We start from the raw sequence: 17,866 nt of genomic DNA on the forward strand, positions 1-17,866 counted from the left end.
TGAAATCTTTTTGAAATCATATCTAACTGCATACTAGCATTTACAATAAACTAACAGAAAATGGTTGATATTATCCTAAATACTAAAAAAATTAATTATTCTTCAAACTTGAAGGCTGATAGTTTAAAGAATAAAATAGAAGAACTCTTTAATCAAAGTAACTCTACTTTTGTTGGTGATTTCACCAATCAAAATAAATTTTCCGTTTATGATAAATGGTCGGTTATTGCCTGGGATGTGCCAAATTTCAAAAGGAAGTCCGCTTATTTAGAGGGCGAAATCTTAAAATCAGCAAAAGGAACTTTGTTAAATTTAAACATGAGGCCAAATACCATGTTGTCGGTCGGCCCCATTCTTGCTGTATTATTTGGAATAATTCTTATAATAGCAACAAGATTGAATACAGGCAATTCACGCTTCCAATTTATAGGCTTGTTCTTTATTTTGGTAGGCATTTTATATTACGCGCTTGGCAGTTATTCAAGAAATAGACTGCTAAACAATTTTGAGAAAAATTTGGGCTTACAAAAGATTTAATTAGAAAAATGACAGCTTCATGTTTTTAATTACCAGAATACTACTTCATCCTATTAGTTATTTTAGCCGGTTATTAGCCACCACTCACTATAAACCCCATTTTTATGGCGTTAGCGGGAATTTTCATACTTCAAATTATTTTTAAAAACAGTATTTCAGGAATAGCGCTTGGAATACTTTTCTTTTTAGTCAACCTGTATTTTTTAGGAGCTCTACTTTCAGAATTTAATAAGCGCGCATAACAACTACTATTTGTGGGTTTAACTATTTGGATAGCAGATTTTCTAGTATCCGTGTTTCTGATTTATAAATATGTAACCCATAAAATAAAGAGAAACTCTCAAACAGAATTAAACCATCCAAATATTTAATTAAAATTGAGGATTCCGTTGCTAATCCTTACGAATTAATACCTAAAAGTTTATTCCTTGTTTTTTGTATGCCGTTTCTCCGCATACTCATAACCTTGTTGCCACCAAGTGGTCATTAGTCGCTTACTAAATATCAACGAATTCTCCGTTAAGCTTGATGGTGTGTAATATAAATTGAGTTTAACACCTCTATTTTTTGCAGCCAATTTGCCAATAAGAATATCATTTCGTTCTACTTGATTTAATAAATGTCCAAATAGGTTAATCATTAATGAAAATGGGTTTTTTCCTAGTACTTTTTGATGCTCAATATTTTCGGCTTCTAATATAATTGCATCCACTTCAGTAGCACCTCTATTTATGGCTTCACGGATTGGCACTACACAGCCCAAACCGCCATCAGCATATTCAAAACCATTAACTTTGGCAATGGACATAAATGGAATATAGTTACATGAAATCCAAATCCAATTACAGAACTCATCATAAGTACAATCCTTAATCGATTTATACTCCACTGAATTTTTGGACAGATTTGAAACAGTAGCAACAACGTCCTTATTTTCTGCACGGATTTTTAAATATTCTTCTTTCGTAAATTTCCGCTTAATATGCCGCCTCAAGGCTTTACTCTCGCCAAATGTTCGTTTTCTTCGAATAAATTGCCATATTGAGTTTACAAAATCAATAGATACATATTCACGATCTCCTTTTTTACGCTGCACAAATGGACTAACACTAAAAATATCATGTTGTTGCACATTGGTATACATATCATACAATTTTGGAATATTCCCAATGGCTAAATGTGGAATTAATAAACTTCCTGTAGATGTCCCTAGAAACATATCGTAAGTTTTACCCTCTTTTTCCATTAAATATTGGGCTACACCTCCGGCATAAGCGCCTTTACTCCCTCCTCCTGATATAACTAATGCTTTCATTGCTCTGGTATTGTTTCGGTTTCTATTTCTAACGGGCTTGTTTCTGTGTTTTTATATTTAGCAAAATCGAAACCACTTTGCCACCACTTGGTCATTTTTTCCTTATCAAAAACTAATGAATTGATCGTTAAAACCGTTGGTGTATAATAAAAATTAATTATCGCATTTTGATTATTGGCAACAAACTTCCCAATCCGTACATTCTGACTTTCAATTCTATCCAACATAAACGCAAACATATTAGTTAATTGTGAAAATGCATTGATGGATGGCATTCTATTAAAAGCCGTGACTTCTGTTTGCAATATAATAGCATCCACCGTTGTGGCGCCACGCCTAATAGCTTCTTCAATTGGCACCATGGAACCTAATCCACCATTTGCATACTCACAGCCATCCTTTTTAACTAAAGTCATAAACGGTGTGTAATTGCACGAAATCCAGATCCATTCGCAATATTCCTCATAGCTAAAATCGTTAATCGATTTATATTCCACCTGGTTTAAAGATAAATTTGAAACCGTTACTACCACATCGGTTTTAGAAGCTTTTAAAAGGTTGAACTCACTTTCTGAAAGGGTTTTCTGAATCAGTTTTTTTAAATTATAACTTTCGCCAAATGTTTTACTGCCACGCAGTAAATTCCGAAGAACGTTAAAGTGATTAATCCCAATAGTTTCAACCCCTTTCTTTTTTTTGATGGTAAATGGCCGACGATTAAAAATGGCATTTTGATTGACATTGGTATACACATTTTTTATTTTCTCCACATTTTTTAATCCCAAATGCGACACCAATAAACTCCCTGTTGATGTGCCTATAAGCAAATCATACTCATGCCCTTTTTCCTCAATTAAATATTGCGCCACACCTCCTGCAAACGCACCTTTACTTCCTCCTCCTGAAATGACTAAAGCACGCATATTTATTAATTTTTCATAGTTAAACGTTGAATAATATCGGCGTATTTTTCCGTATTGGATAAAACTTCTATTAAATTTTTAGCAAACGATTTAAATCGCCAATTATAATGATGTGATGCATCCATTAAGTTTAAAATAGCCGGTTCAGGAAATACTTGTAATGCATTTAAATATGAAAAAGCACCTTGACGAACCTCAAAACTATAATCAGCAGATGTATAGGATACCAATTCATTAAAATACAGCTGTTTATTTGTTTCGTCATATTCCGGTGTTGATAACGCTAAAACCAGCCACAGCAATCGCACATTTTTATCATTAAACCCAACAATTGCTTTTGTCTGATTTAAATAGTCTACGCGTTTATCTGGAAAATTCACCCATAAATTATACAGCGCAGATTCTATTGTCATGTAAGATTTATCAGATAATAACGATTCATAATTTGTTTTTAATACTAATGGAATTTTCGTGAGGTTTTTTGAGATGGCTTGGCGCACTTTTAAACCATCATTAAAATTAGCAGCCGTTATGCGCCCTGGAACTTGGGCCACAATTTTAGCTTTGGCTTCCGCAGATAATGGTGCTGATAAGTAATAATCGCATTTGGCATTTTTAGCTTCGCAATCTGCCATTAGATATTCTTGAATGAACTGCGATTGCTCCAAACTTGCCAAAGCTTCATTATAAGGAAATGTTTCGGCCTCCAACCAAACAGCCACAAAAGCATCTAAATTTTGTCCACTTGTCTTTTCAGATTCATGAATGAAATGGGTTGTTTCTACGTTTTTAAATTTATAGATTTCTAAATAGTTTTTAATGGCCGTTTTAAACGCGTCATCGCCTATTTTTTCACGCAAAGCATGCAGAACCCAAGCACCTTTTTTATAAAATGTGGTACTACTCGATTTCGGGTTCAATAAAGAAGTCCCTTCCTTCCGACTATCTTGTTCTAATAATTCCTGCGCATATTCATACAAACGCATATAGTAATAATTTTTACCAAAAACGTCTTGTTCCGCTAATAGCGCATAATACGTAGAAAAACCTTCTTGCAACCAATGATGTGTTCCGGACGTTTCTGTTACCAAATTACCAAACCATTGATGTGCTAACTCGTGCGCATTTACATTCACATAATTTCTGTCGTGAAACGCAATAGAATCTATAACAAACGAATCTGCAAAAATAGTAGTTCCCGTGTTTTCCATACCTGAATACAAAAAATCATGAACAGGAACTTGCTTATAATTTTGCCATGGATATGGAACACCAATTTCAGTTTCCAAAAAATTAAACATCTGCTTGGTATACCTGTAGGTTGGTTCCGCTTTTATAGAATCTTCCGGATAATAATACATCTCTAACGGAATTCCGCTTTCCGATATGTCCTCACTTTTATCATAATTACCAATAGCCAAAGCTACTAAATAACTGGCCATGGGCTGTTTCATATTATAACTCCAAATTGTATTAGCACCATTAATCTGTTTATCAACAAGTTTTCCATTGGCAATAACTTGATAGTGAGAATCGAATTCAACGGTTAAATCGAATTCTATTTTATCATTCATATCATCTATACTCGGCAACCAATTACTGGTGTATTTACCTTGCCCCTGACTCCAAATTTGATTGGGTGCTTTCGTATCCCAACCAACAAAATACAATGCTTTTTTAGGATTAGCTGTAAATTGAAGTACGATCGTGTTTTCTTTTGAAGGTTTAAAAGCATTAAATAGAATGAGCCTTTTACCATCATTTTCAAACCTGATTTTACTACCATTCCACAAAACTTTAGAAAACGTCATATTTTGTGAATCTAAAAAAATAGAATCAGTAGATTTTAAAATATCAAAAACAACGGTGAGGTTTCCCGAAACACTTTTAGTGGAAACATTTGGCACAACATACGCTTGAACCTGTTTAAAATCCACATAATCTGTTTGTTGCGAAAAAGCAATGCTACTGAATAAGAAACCAACTAGGGCTAATAAATATTTCATAGTGTAATTTAAGCAAAGACTGCCCCAAAATACAAAAATTTGCATTTTATGAATTGATTGAAATGACTTAAATTCGCTTTTATGAATACCCATTTACAAACTCCCATAGATTACCTGAAAGGCGTTGGTCCCAATCGTGCCGATTTACTTCGGAAGGAACTCGGTATTCATACCTATCAAGATTTAATAAACTTATTTCCGAATCGGTATTTAGACAGAACCAAATACTTTAAAATAACTGAATTACAGCAAAACAATGCCGAAGTTCAAGTTATAGGAAAGCTAATAAAGTTTGAAGAAATTGCGCAAAAACGCGGCAAACGATTAGTTGCCACTTTTCAAGACGACACGGGAACCATAGAATTGGTTTGGTTTCGCGGGCAAAAATGGATTCGCGACAGTTTAAAGCTTCAAACACCTTATGTCATTTTTGGGAAAACAAATTTTTATGCTGGCAAGTTTAGTATGCCACATCCAGAAATGGAACTTTTAGCAGAACATGAAGCTAGTTTACGCTCGGCCATGCAACCAATTTATCCTTCAACTGAAAGATTGAACAATAAGGGAATCACGAATCGTGTGGTGAACAAAATTATGCAACAATTGTTTGTTGAAACCAAAGGCCGTTTTGTTGAAACTTTATCACCAGAACTTTTAGAAAGTCAGAAATTAATCTCTAAAAGTGAAGCGCTTTTTAATATCCATTTTCCAAAAAACCAAGACCTTTTAGCACGTGCTCAATACCGATTAAAATTTGAAGAATTATTCTATATTCAACTACAGTTAATTTTAAAAAACCGCATCCATAAATCAAAAATAAAAGGGCTTCCTTTTGAAAAAGTAGGAAGCTATTTTAACAGCTTTTACAGTTCATATTTACCCTTTGAATTAACCAATGCACAGAAACGGGTTTTAAAAGAAATTCGTCAAGATTTAGGTAGCCAAGCACAAATGAATCGACTATTACAAGGAGATGTGGGATCTGGAAAAACTATAGTCGCCTTCATGTCAATGCTCATGGCGCTTGACAACGGTTTTCAAGCCTGCTTAATGGCTCCGACTGAAATTTTGTCAGTACAGCACTACAATGGATTAGTGCAATGGTGTAAACAACTAAATATCAACATAAAAATACTCACAGGCTCAAGTAAAACTTCAGATAGAAGAGAAATTCACAAAACGCTAGAAAATGGCGAATTACAGATTCTTGTTGGCACACATGCCCTATTAGAAGACAAGGTGAAATTTCAAAAATTAGGGCTCGCAATTATAGATGAACAACATCGTTTTGGTGTAGAACAACGAAGCAAATTATGGCACAAAGGACCAAAAGAAACCCGACCTCCATCTCCTCAAATGGAGGAAGCCAAAGGCGCTATTATTCCACCACATATTTTGGTCATGACAGCCACACCTATTCCACGTACTTTAGCCATGTCTGTTTATGGTGATTTGGATATCTCTATTATTGATGAATTGCCTCCAGGAAGACAAGCTATAAAAACGGTGCATCGGTATGATAAAAACAGATTAGACGTTTTCCGTTTTATACGTGATGAAATTGAAAAAGGCCGACAAATTTATATCGTTTATCCATTGATTCAAGAGAGCGAAAAAATGGATTATAAAGATTTAATGGATGGTTACGAAAGTATTTCACGAGATTTCCCAATGCCAAAGTATCAAATTTCTATTGTTCACGGAAAAATGAAAGCCGTGGATAAAGATTTCGAGATGCAGCGCTTTATAAAAGGTGAAACACACATTATGGTTGCCACAACCGTTATAGAAGTTGGCGTTAATGTCCCAAATGCTTCTGTAATGATTATTGAAAGTGCAGAACGCTTCGGCCTTTCCCAATTGCACCAATTACGTGGTCGTGTTGGTCGTGGTGCTGAACAAAGCTATTGTATCCTCATGACGAGTCATAAATTAAGTAGCGACAGTAAAACGCGTTTGGAGACGATGACGAGAACCAATGACGGCTTTGAAATTGCAGAAGTCGACTTAAAACTACGTGGACCTGGTGATATTATGGGAAAACAGCAAAGTGGTATTTTAAATTTACGAATAGCCGATATTATTAAGGATGGTGATATTTTAAAAACAGCACGTTTTTATGCCAAACAGATTTTAAACACAGACCCTAACCTATCCAAACCCAATAATAAAGCTATTTTATTTACCTATCAGCAAATGAGCAAGTACAAGAACATCTGGAATTATATTTCATGATGTTGTAAACTAACGCTTAAAAAACGGTTTTTATAAAAACAACCTAATATTTAAAATTAAAAAAATGCCCTTAAACATTGTACTTATAGAACCCGAAATACCTAATAACACCGGAAATATTGGTCGCTTAGCATTGGCTTCGGGATCCAATCTTCATTTAGTAAAACCGTTTGGATTTGAAATTACAGATGCCCGACTAAAACGCGCAGGTTTAGATTATTGGCAACATTTAAATTTACATTATTACGAAAATTTGGAGGAGTTTTTCAGTAAAAACAAAGACGCTAACATGGTGTTTTTATCGAGTCATGGCGAAAGCAACCATTGGGATATTTCTTTTGAAAACAATATGTTTCTGGTATTTGGTAAAGAATCGGTTGGTTTACCCAAAGCACTTTTAGAAAAACAAGAAAACAAATTATTTAAAATCCCTTTATACAGCAACCATGTTAGAAGTTTAAATTTGGCAAACGCTGTAAGTATCGTGGTTTACGAAGGGATTAGACAGATTACCCGACAATCTTAAAGTCTTGTTTTCTTACCTCATATTTTTACATCCATTGTTTGAATGCTAGTGTCAATATTTTATCTTTGCAAACTTAATTAACCCATGATTCATGAAGATTTCTTATAACTGGCTTAAACAATTCATAAAAACGGATTGGAATCCAGAGCAAATTAGTGAACTTTTAACCGATTTAGGTCTTGAAGTAGAAGGCTTAAACACCTATCAATCTGTAAAAGGCGGACTGGAAGGCATTGTTGTTGGCGAAGTTTTAACTTGTGTACGACATCCTAATGCGGATCGACTAAAAGTAACAACAGTTTCCATTGGTACAGATACACCATTGCAAATAGTTTGTGGCGCACCTAACGTTGCTGCTGGACAGAAAGTACCTGTAGCCACGATTGGAACAACACTTTATACGGCAGAAGGTGAAGCTTGGACAATTAAAAAAGGAAAAATTCGTGGTGAAGAAAGTCACGGAATGATTTGCGCTGAAGATGAACTAGGTTTAGGAAAAGGTCATGACGGCATCATGGTTTTGGATTCCAAAATCAAAGTCGGTTCACTAGCAGCAGAAATTTTCAACATTGAAAATGACCAAGTTTTTGAAATTGGTTTAACTCCTAATCGTTCAGACGCCATGAGTCATTATGGCGTGGCGCGAGATTTACGTGCAGGTTTCACACAAAAAGAAATTAACACAGAACTTATTACGCCTTCGGTAAGCGCCTTTCAAGTGGAAAACAGGGCGTTACGGATTGATGTTGATGTTATAAATAAAAATTTAGCACCGCGTTATTGCGGTTTAACCATATCAAACATAAAGGTAACGGATTCGCCAGCATGGCTACAAAACCGTTTAAAAGCCATAGGTCTAACACCTAAAAACAATATTGTTGATGCCACTAATTACGTGCTTCATGAATTAGGCCAGCCCCTACACGCTTTTGATGCCAACAAAATAACAGGTAATAAAATAGAAGTTAAAACACTACCTCAAGGCACCAAGTTTACCACATTAGACGGTATTGAACGTGAACTTCATGAAGAAGATTTAATGATTTGTAACGCAGAAAAACCCATGTGTATTGCAGGTGTTTTTGGCGGAATAGACTCTGGTGTAACTGAAAACACAACGAGTATATTTTTAGAAAGTGCGTATTTTAATCCTGTTAGTGTACGAAAAACAGCTAAACGCCACAATTTAAATACCGATGCGTCTTTCCGTTTTGAACGTGGCATTGACCCCAATATTACGGAATACGCTTTAAAACGTGCGGCCATTTTAATTACAGAACTAGCAGGTGGTTTAGTATCAAGTGAAATTATTGATTTTTATCCTAATAAGTTTGAAGATTTTCAAGTACGTCTAAGTTTTGATAATGCCAAAAAACTAATTGGAGAAGAAATTCCAAAAGACATCATTAAACGTATTCTTATGTCTTTGGATATCAGAATCAACAATGTAACGGAAACAGGATTAGGTTTAACCGTTCCTGCTTACAGAAATGATGTGCAACGTGAAGCTGATATTATAGAAGAAATTCTACGTGTTTACGGCTATAATAATATAAAAACAACGGAGAAATTAAATGCTTCTATTTCCAACACTGGAAAATTTGAAGATTATAAACTCCAAAACATTATTGGTAACCAATTGGTTTCCCAGGGTTTCTATGAAACGTTAACCAATTCGTTAACATCTCCGGACTATGTGCCATTACATGCCGATTTAAGAGCAGAGCACAATGTAGAAATGCTAAACCCATTAAGCACAGATTTAAGTGTTTTAAGGCAATCTATGTTATTTTCTGGACTGGAAAGTTTACGACATAATTTAAATCGTCGTCGTGAGGATTTAAAATTATTTGAATTTGGAAAAACGTACCACAGTTATACAGACAGTCGCGAGGAATTTAAACATTTATCGATTCTCATTACAGGAAATCGTTATGAAAATCGTTGGAATACAGAAAGTAAACCAAGTGATTTCTTTTATTTAAAGGGAACGATTGAAACTATTTTTGCACGATTGGGTATAACAAAACTAAAAGCGTCTCCAGTAAAATCGGCCGTTTTTAGTGAAGGTATGATACTATCTTTTGGTAAAACGAAGTTGGTAGAATTCGGATTAGTTAAAAAATCCATTTTAAAGCATTTTGATATTTCACAACCTGTTTTATTTGCAGATTTTAATTGGGATGATGTGATTGAAACTGCCAAATATAATCGTGTTTCTTATAGTGCTATTTCAAAATACCCAGAAATTCGTCGGGATTTTGCTTTGCTTATAGACAATTCAGTGACTTTTGAAAGTATCCACACCATTGCCAAGCAATCTGAAAAACACTTATTAAAAAGCATCAACCTCTTTGATGTATACCAAGGAAGCAATTTACCTTCGGGCAAAAAGAGTTATGCTGTAAGTTTTACCTTTCAAGATGAGAATAAAACCTTGACAGACAAACAAATTGATAAGATTATGAACAAACTACAAGCGAGTTTTGAGAAACAATTGGGTGCAGAATTACGATAAAATTGAAATCAGTACTGTATATAATAATTAGCTTATTTAGCTTTTCACTTTTTGCTCAAAATGAATTTAGTACAGCAAAGCAGAAAGACGAAACTACTTGGGAGTTATTAAAATATGATTCAAAAAAGACTGCCCAAGGTATTGGATATGCTTTTAGCAGACCCTTACATTGGGATCATGACGACTTCAGGAAACTGACAATTCTTACGGTTGGTGTATTTTCTTTATCATTAGCAGACGAAGAAATCAACAGGATTGCAACGAGCCAAGTAGATAATTACCCGCAATTTGGCCGTGATTTTGGTTTTAAATTAGGTAAACCTCAAACGTTCTTTCTTTTAAATGCAGGACTATATGGTTTTGGTCTGTTTACAAAAAATGAGGCTGTAAGAAAAACCAGTGTCCTCATCATATCATCAGCTATTACAGCTGGCACTATTCAAAGTGTAAGCAAGACTGTTTTTGGCCGCGCAAGACCAAGTTCAGGGTTTGATTATAACGTTTTTAAACCTTTTTCTAAAGAAGCAAATTTCCATTCGTTTCCCTCTGGTCATACCGTTTTATCCGTTACTCTTGCGCATTCCGTAGCCAAACAGTTTGATAATATTTGGACTAAAGTGGGTATTTACTCTTTAGGCTCCATAACACCAATTACGCGATTAATTGAAGGTGCGCATTGGCTAACAGACATTGCTGTTGGAACCATTTTAAGTGTTGTAGTCGTTGATAGTATAGACAATTTTTTAAATAAGACAGACGCCTATAATAAAAAACAGCATATAAGTTGGAATTTAACTCTTTCCAGCAACCAAATAGGCGTTATTGGTGTTTTTTAAACATAAAAAAAACCTCGAATTATTCGAGGCTTTTCTTTTCGGTCAATAAGTTAAATATAAATTATATTACTTTAACGTTTACTGCATTAAGTCCTTTTCTTCCTTCTTCTAAATCGAATTCTACTGCATCACCTTCACGAATCTCATCGATTAATCCAGAAATGTGAACAAAATGTTCTTTGTTTGTGTCATCTTCTACGATAAATCCAAATCCTTTAGAATCGTTGAAGAATTTTACTGTTCCTTTACTCATTGTAATAGTTTAAAAATTTTAATAATACACAAATATAATTATATAAACGGATGTTCTGAACTTTTTAGAACATTTTTTTAAATCCGCAAATTCAAATTTGAAGAAAAAAGCTACTTTTTTAAGACATAATTACACTTAAAAAGTAGGGATTTATACCGTTATTTCGTATATTAAGAAGTATTAATTAAGACCTTTAAAATATGGATTCTGACTATAAAAAAATATACACTGGCAGTTTTATTATTGCCCAATTAATTGTGGATAAATTAGACGCAATTGGTATTTCAGCAATCGTAAAAGATGAAAGCGAATCTGGTAGATTGGCTGGTTTTGGCGCCTCCATTTCAGGATCGCAAGATATTTATGTGAATATGGAAGAGCTCTCTGAAGCAATATCTGTTGTAGATAGTGTAACCTCTGAACTTGGCACACATTAAAAACCATATATTTTTAAATTTCACAAAAAAATCTCTAGCAAACACTAGAGATTTTTTATTAAAATACAAATTATTATGCTGTAACAGCATACATTTTTTGACGCATTTCCTTAATTTTTGGATCCTGCATATACTCATCAAAAGTTGTATATCTATCAATAACACCAGTAGGTGTTAATTCCACAACGCGGTTAGCAACCGTTTGCGCAAATTCATGATCATGGGTTGAAAATAATACCGTTCCTTTAAAGTTTTTAAGCGAATTGTTAAAGGCCGTAATACTTTCTAAATCCAAGTGGTTTGTTGGTTCATCCAATTGTAGCACATTGGCACGCATCATCATCATGCGGCTTAACATACAACGTACTTTTTCACCTCCTGATAATACATTAGATTTTTTCAAGGCTTCTTCACCACTAAAAATCATTTTTCCAAGGAAACCACGAATATGAACTTCTTCGCGTTCTTCTTCCGTTTTAGCCCATTGACGTAACCAATCAACCAAGGTTAAATTATTCTCGAAAAACGAACTATTATCTAAAGGTAAATACGATTGGGTGGTTGTAATTCCCCAATCAAATTTTCCAGCATCCGCTTGCTCATTTCCGTTTAATATTTGATAGAAAGCCGTTGTTGCTCTAGAATCTTTAGAATACAATACCACCTTATCACCTTTATTTAAATTCAAATCGATGTTACTAAAAAGTACTTCCCCATCAATAGATGCTGCAAGTCCTTGAACATTTAGAATTTGATCTCCAGCTTCACGTTCACGTTCAAAAATAATAGCAGGATAACGACGACTGGTTCTTCTAATTTCCGATATATCTAGTTTATCAATCATTTTCTTTCTACTTGTAGCCTGTTTACTCTTGGCTACGTTGGCAGAAAAACGACGGATAAATTCTTCTAATTCTTTCTTTTTCTCTTCGGCTTTTTTATTCTGCTGCGCATGTTGTCTGGCTGCTAATTGAGATGACTCATACCAAAAGGTATAATTTCCCGAAAAGTGATTTATTTTTCCAAAATCAATATCGGAAATATGCGTGCAAACAGCATCTAAAAAGTGCCTATCGTGGGAGACTACAATCACACAGTTTTCATAATTGGCCAAAAAGTTTTCTAACCACGAAATAGTTTCGTAATCCAAGTCGTTGGTAGGCTCATCCATAATAAGCACATCTGGATTTCCAAATAAAGCCTGCGCTAATAGCACACGTACTTTTTGCTTACCATCTAAATCCTTCATTAACGTATAATGGTGCTCCTCTGAAATCCCTAAATTAGATAACATAGCCGCTGCATCACTATCGGCATTCCAACCGTTCATTTCTTCAAACAAAACCTGAAGTTCGCCAATTTTTTCAGCATTTTCATCTGTATAGTCCGCATAAAGTGCATCTATTTGAGATTTTAATTTATGAAGTGGCTTATTCCCTTGAATTACAGTTTCCAAAACCGTATCGTCATCATGAAGGTTGTGATCCTGCTCTAAAACAGACATACGCTTACCGGGCTCTAAATGCACATGGCCAGAAGTTGGCTCCTGCTTTCCAGAAATAATTTTTAAAAACGTAGACTTTCCTGCTCCGTTGGCACCTATAATCCCGTAGCAATTACCATTATTAAATGTGGTACTCACTTCGTCAAAAAGGACGCGCTTGCCAAATTGAACCGATAAATTTGAAACTGATAACATGTATTACTTTTTAATTTTTGCAAAAGTACTAAAAAGCCTTCATAAGTCGAAACAAAACCAACTATATTAATATTTAACAACGTGTTAACAGCTTGTCACAGGTACAACTTTTACATTTGTGAATTAAGTCCACAATCTATTCGATTACATAACTATGAGGGAATTTAAACTTATTTGCGCTTTAGTTGTATCTACTTTTGCCTTAATATCTTGTGAAAAAGATACGACAGCTGATGAAGGTGCCGCATATTTTGGTGGCGAGGTTGTAAACCCTAAAAACAGTTTTGTAATCCTATCCAAGTCTGAACGGATTTTGGATACCATCCGGTTGGATGAAAACAACCGGTTTCTGTATAAAATAGAAAATGTTGAAAAAGGGCTTTATACCTTTCGCTTATGGGCTTCTGAAGGATTAGAATATCAAATGGTTTTATTGGAACCTAATGACAGTATTCTGTTTAGACTTAATACTTTGGAGTTTGATGAATCGTTAGTGTACACCGGAAATGGTGCTAAAAAGAACAATTACTTAATTAATTTGTTTTTAGATGGTGAAGCAGAAGATAAAACCATTTTAGGTTTTAGCCAATTATCTCCTATAGAGTTTGAACGTCGTTTGGATTCTATAAGAGACCACAAATTAAGACGATTGAAGCAGTTTAACGCCAAGAATCCATCATCTGACACTTTTAACAATTTAATAAAAGGTAATATTAATTACGATTATTATTTGAGTAAGGAGGTTTATCCATTTGTAAATTATGGCAATACAGAACGCGCTAATTTTAATGAGCTTCCTGAAGGTTTTTATGATTACAGAAAGGAAATTAATTACAATTATTGCGAATTGATGGATTACTTTCCTTACTACACCTTTTTAAAACACCATTTTGAAAATTTAGCTTTATCTGAACATTTTAAAACGTCAGAGGATAGCGTTTTTAATTTAAAATCATTAGACTATAACTTAATTAAACTGAATTTAATTGATAGTTTAATGGTTAATGATTCTATTAAGAACTCATTATTAGCGCAAACTGCAGTAGAGTTTATGAGCAATAGTAAAAACACGGACGATTATGATAAAGTATTGCAATCCTTTACCGCCAAAAACACAAATAAAAAGAACGACCACTATGTAACCAATATGGTGAATTCATTAAAAGGTTTGAAAGCTGGTCAACGATTACCTGAAATTACCGTGCTAAATTATAATGGTAAAGAATTAGTTTTAGATAAAATAATTAAAAGACCAACGGTTGTCTATTTTTGGTCTTCAGTATATCGTTCTCATAGCGATAGCCACAAAAAAGCGACTGAATTAAAGATAAAATATCCAGAAGTCGATTTTATAGCAATTAATGCAACCGCTACCAATTCAACGAATTGGAAAAAACAGCTTTCTCAATTTAATTATTCGAAATTTGACGAGTTTATGTTTAAAGAACCGGAAATAGCCAAACACAAATTAGCTATTTCGCCAATAAATAAAGTGATGATTATTGATAAGGATGGCAAGGTAGTTAATGCACATACCAATATGTTTTCTATTATGTTTGAAGAAGAATTACTTGGGTTGCTTAATCAATAACCGGTAAAAGCACAACATAAAAAAGCCTTAACATGAACGTTAAGGCTTTTTTTATTTATAATTTTTGAGATTAATTTCCTTTCTTGAAATCCTCTAAAAATTTTGCTAATCCAATATCGGTTAAAGGATGTTTAAGTAATCCTTCAATAGCGCTTAATGGACCCGTCATAACATCAGCTCCTAATTTGGCACAATCAATAATATGCATAGTATGACGAACTGATGCTGCTAAAATTTCAGTATCAAAATCATAGTTATCATAAATATGACGAATTTCAGAAATCAAATTTAAGCCATCTGTTGAGATATCATCCAAACGACCTATAAACGGCGACACATACGTGGCTCCTGCTTTGGCTGCTAATAATGCCTGGCCTGCTGAAAACACTAAAGTAACATTGGTTTTAATCCCTTTATCTGAAAAATACTTACAGGCTTTTATCCCATCTTTGATCATTGGTAATTTTACCACAATTTGCTCATGTAATTCTGCCAAAGCTTCCCCTTCACGAACCATTCCATCATAATCTGTTGCAATAACTTCGGCACTAACATCACCATCTACAATTTTGCAAATGTCCACATAATGCTTCATAATATTATCGTGTCCGGTAATACCTTCTTTCGCCATTAATGACGGATTGGTAGTTACACCATCCAAAACACCTAAATCTTGTGCTTCACGAATTTGATCTAAATTAGCTGTATCAATAAAAAATTTCATAAGTAAAAGTTTGTCTATTCTGCGTTTGCAGACATATTAATATATAGTTGTGTGTGTTCCCTTTATTTAGGATTGTAAAATTACAATTTATAATGATTCATTAGGAGTTTTTCATAAACTTTATCTGGCAAAATTCGCTTTAAAACAATAGAAAATTTTTGCATAAACTCCCCTACTTTATAATGAACTTTGGGTTTGGGCGTATTTATTATTTTATGAATTGCTTTGGCCATCTCTAAAGGATCTTTTCCTGTATCTACATGCGTATCCATTAATCTCAAAGTGTTGCCATAAGGTCCTTTATACGGTGAATCTTCTAAAACAGGTGCATGATAACGACCAGATGCAATATTGGTTGCAAAATCGCCTGGTGCTACATTGGTCATCTGGATATTAAAAGCCTTTATCTCCATTCGGAATGCTTCTGTAATCAGTTCTAAAGCACCTTTACTAGCGGAATAAACACCTCGATATGGCAATCCCATATAACCCGCAATTGATGTGACGTTAATAATTAAACCGGATTGCTGCTTACGCATTTGTGGCAAAACGGCTTTGATAACATTAATAGGACCAAAAAAATTGGTCTCAAAATTATTTCGGATTTCTTCTTCGGGAATTTCCTCAATGGGCCCCGTAATTCCAACGCCTGCATTATTAATTACAACATCTAGTCGACCTGCTTTTTCAATAACGCGATTTACAGTATCACTTATAGTATAAGATTTGTTTACATCTAAACCTAAAATTGGAAAATTACTAGTTGTGTACTTTTCTGGTGAACGACTTGTACCAAAAACAGTAAACCCTTTGAGCGTTAAATAATCTCCTACCGACTTCCCAATTCCAGATGAACCTCCTGTTATTAAAACAACTTTAGACATATATAATAAAATTAATCCTGTAAAATTAAGAATGTATTATTGAAAAAGTCTATAAAAAGAAAAAGATTTGCAAACTAACAGTCTACAAATCTTATTTATAAAAAAATCCTTTCGTATTAGTGAAAGGAAAAGTAAAGGCAAAAAAAAGGCAAGCTACCTACATCACACCGCTACGACCGTCTACCTTTGCTGCGTTCCCGCCCTGGAGGATTCAACAGGAGCTGGTTGTGTAGGACTTGCCCGCTGCAAAGATACAATCTTTTAAATTTTTCACAATGATTTTTTAAACTGAATTTTAATAAATATCTTGCTTCAAATAATTAACAACTCATGAAGCTTTATAAGTCTCTTACTATCATAATTTTATGCCTCACCTTAACAGCTTGCGGCACCAATATTAATGAAGCAAAAAAGGATATTTCTATCAAAACCAATGTATCAAATGATGCTTTTACGCTTGGTGATGACCTGAAACTGTCCATTTCTAATCCTAAAAATCATGAAATAGGTACGGTAAATTATACTTTAGACGGAAAGGACATCCAATCTTCACAAGCGCTTAATAATATGAAATTAGGCGTTCATGAATTAGTTGCATCTTTTAGTTTGAATGGAGAATCAACGAGCCTTTCTAAAAACATTACCATTCTAAACAACCAAACACCAAAAATTTATACCTATAAAATTATTAACCAATATCCACATGACCAAACCTCCTACACACAAGGGTTGGAATTTCATAATGGCGAATTATATGAAGGTACTGGACAATATGGTGGCTCCAAGCTTCGAAAAGTAGACTATAAAACTGGTGAAGTTTTAAAAAACATCAATTTATCAAACGAATATTTTGGCGAAGGTATTACCATACTTAATGATAAAATATATCAACTTACGTGGAAAAAAGGAACAGGCTTTGTTTACGACGTGAATACCTTTGAAAAAACAGGCAGTTTTAAATATGGCGAAAGTTTAGAAGGCTGGGGAATTTGTAACGATGGCTCTAAATTATATAAGAGTGATGGCACCGAAAAAATTTGGACGCTTAATCCAGAAACTTTAGCCGAGGAAGGTTACATTCAAGCTTACCATAGCAAAGGAAAAGTAGTAGAGTTAAACGAATTAGAATGGGTTAATGGCAAAATATATGCAAACCGTTGGAATAAAAATGGTGTGGCAATTATTAATCCTGAAAATGGTGCTGTTGAAGGTGTGATTGATTTTACACCACTTCATAATATGGTAACCAAACACCCGAAATTAGATGTATTAAATGGAATTGCCTACAATCCAGACACCAAAACCATTTTTGTAACGGGAAAATATTGGGATAAACTCTTTGAGGTTGAAATAACTGAAAAGTAGTTTAAAATACGCCCATT

Annotated in this window: 15 protein-coding genes and 1 other RNA gene; 8 read left to right on the plus strand and 8 right to left on the minus strand. The window is 34.2% G+C overall.

Features of this window, described 5'->3' with window-relative positions; all coding sequences use genetic code 11:
* Positions 1-60 precede the first annotated feature (60 nt).
* Entirely contained in the window at positions 61-537 is a 477-nt protein-coding gene (locus tag ACFPH8_RS11445) for a hypothetical protein (protein ID WP_376861073.1), read from the plus strand.
* Positions 538-958: 421 nt separating this feature from the next.
* On the opposite strand, the gene ACFPH8_RS11450 is transcribed toward ACFPH8_RS11445, so the two are convergent.
* Genes ACFPH8_RS11450 through ACFPH8_RS11460 form a run of 3 tightly spaced genes read right to left on the minus strand, consistent with a single transcriptional unit; the run spans position 959 to position 4,781 of the window.
* Complete coding sequence (locus ACFPH8_RS11450; RefSeq protein WP_248398879.1) at positions 959-1,852, minus strand: patatin-like phospholipase family protein; 894 nt, start codon at positions 1,850-1,852, stop codon at positions 959-961.
* A complete protein-coding gene (locus ACFPH8_RS11455; RefSeq protein ID WP_376861075.1) occupies positions 1,849-2,775 on the minus strand; it encodes a patatin-like phospholipase family protein in 927 nt (308 codons plus the stop codon). Before ACFPH8_RS11455 ends, ACFPH8_RS11450 begins: the two co-directional genes overlap by 4 nt.
* 5 nt (positions 2,776-2,780) lie before the next feature.
* Positions 2,781-4,781: a M1 family metallopeptidase gene (locus ACFPH8_RS11460; RefSeq protein WP_376861077.1), complete on the minus strand. Its 2,001-nt coding sequence runs from the start codon at positions 4,779-4,781 to the stop codon at positions 2,781-2,783.
* A gap of 81 nt (positions 4,782-4,862) precedes the next feature.
* On the opposite strand from ACFPH8_RS11460, the gene recG reads away from it, so the two are divergent.
* From recG to ACFPH8_RS11480, 4 genes are all read left to right on the plus strand, one after another.
* Complete coding sequence (gene recG / locus ACFPH8_RS11465; RefSeq protein ID WP_376861079.1) at positions 4,863-7,016, plus strand: ATP-dependent DNA helicase RecG; 2,154 nt, start codon at positions 4,863-4,865, stop codon at positions 7,014-7,016.
* Between the two features lie 64 nt (positions 7,017-7,080).
* Complete coding sequence (locus ACFPH8_RS11470; RefSeq protein WP_376861081.1) at positions 7,081-7,542, plus strand: tRNA (cytidine(34)-2'-O)-methyltransferase; 462 nt, start codon at positions 7,081-7,083, stop codon at positions 7,540-7,542.
* Positions 7,543-7,633: 91 nt separating this feature from the next.
* Positions 7,634-10,060, plus strand: coding sequence for a phenylalanine--tRNA ligase subunit beta (pheT, locus tag ACFPH8_RS11475; RefSeq protein ID WP_376861083.1), 2,427 nt, complete (start codon positions 7,634-7,636; stop codon positions 10,058-10,060).
* Between the two features lie 2 nt (positions 10,061-10,062).
* Positions 10,063-10,896: a phosphatase PAP2 family protein gene (locus ACFPH8_RS11480; RefSeq protein WP_376861085.1), complete on the plus strand. Its 834-nt coding sequence runs from the start codon at positions 10,063-10,065 to the stop codon at positions 10,894-10,896.
* A 61-nt stretch (positions 10,897-10,957) separates the two neighbouring features.
* On the opposite strand, the gene ACFPH8_RS11485 is transcribed toward ACFPH8_RS11480, so the two are convergent.
* Positions 10,958-11,149 (minus strand): cold-shock protein, encoded by a 192-nt coding sequence (locus ACFPH8_RS11485; RefSeq protein ID WP_092208350.1) that lies wholly within the window; start codon positions 11,147-11,149, stop codon positions 10,958-10,960.
* A 200-nt stretch (positions 11,150-11,349) separates the two neighbouring features.
* On the opposite strand from ACFPH8_RS11485, the gene ACFPH8_RS11490 reads away from it, so the two are divergent.
* On the plus strand, positions 11,350-11,586 hold the full coding sequence (locus tag ACFPH8_RS11490) for a DUF2007 domain-containing protein (RefSeq protein WP_376861088.1): 237 nt from the start codon (positions 11,350-11,352) through the stop codon (positions 11,584-11,586).
* A 73-nt stretch (positions 11,587-11,659) separates the two neighbouring features.
* Here the strand turns inward: ACFPH8_RS11490 and ACFPH8_RS11495 are convergent, their stop codons facing one another.
* Positions 11,660-13,285: an ABC-F family ATP-binding cassette domain-containing protein gene (locus ACFPH8_RS11495; RefSeq protein ID WP_248398863.1), complete on the minus strand. Its 1,626-nt coding sequence runs from the start codon at positions 13,283-13,285 to the stop codon at positions 11,660-11,662.
* A 154-nt stretch (positions 13,286-13,439) separates the two neighbouring features.
* Between ACFPH8_RS11495 and ACFPH8_RS11500 the strand changes: the two genes are divergently transcribed.
* Entirely contained in the window at positions 13,440-14,876 is a 1,437-nt protein-coding gene (locus ACFPH8_RS11500; protein ID WP_376861090.1) for a TlpA family protein disulfide reductase, read from the plus strand.
* 70 nt (positions 14,877-14,946) lie between these two features.
* Here ACFPH8_RS11500 and fsa read toward each other — a convergent pair whose 3' ends face one another.
* From fsa to ffs, 3 genes are all read right to left on the minus strand, one after another.
* Positions 14,947-15,600 (minus strand): fructose-6-phosphate aldolase, encoded by a 654-nt coding sequence (gene fsa / locus ACFPH8_RS11505; protein ID WP_066251546.1) that lies wholly within the window; start codon positions 15,598-15,600, stop codon positions 14,947-14,949.
* Positions 15,601-15,680: 80 nt separating this feature from the next.
* On the minus strand, positions 15,681-16,484 hold the full coding sequence (locus ACFPH8_RS11510) for an SDR family oxidoreductase (protein ID WP_248398859.1): 804 nt from the start codon (positions 16,482-16,484) through the stop codon (positions 15,681-15,683).
* A gap of 143 nt (positions 16,485-16,627) precedes the next feature.
* An RNA gene (ffs, locus tag ACFPH8_RS11515) (signal recognition particle sRNA small type) lies at positions 16,628-16,726 on the minus strand.
* Positions 16,727-16,814: 88 nt separating this feature from the next.
* Between ffs and ACFPH8_RS11520 the strand changes: the two genes are divergently transcribed.
* Entirely contained in the window at positions 16,815-17,849 is a 1,035-nt protein-coding gene (locus ACFPH8_RS11520; protein WP_376861093.1) for a glutaminyl-peptide cyclotransferase, read from the plus strand.
* Positions 17,850-17,866: the final 17 nt, after the last annotated feature.

Source organism: Bizionia hallyeonensis, assembly GCF_042657385.1.
Taxonomy (GTDB): Bacteria; Bacteroidota; Bacteroidia; order Flavobacteriales; family Flavobacteriaceae; genus Algorimicrobium; species Algorimicrobium hallyeonense.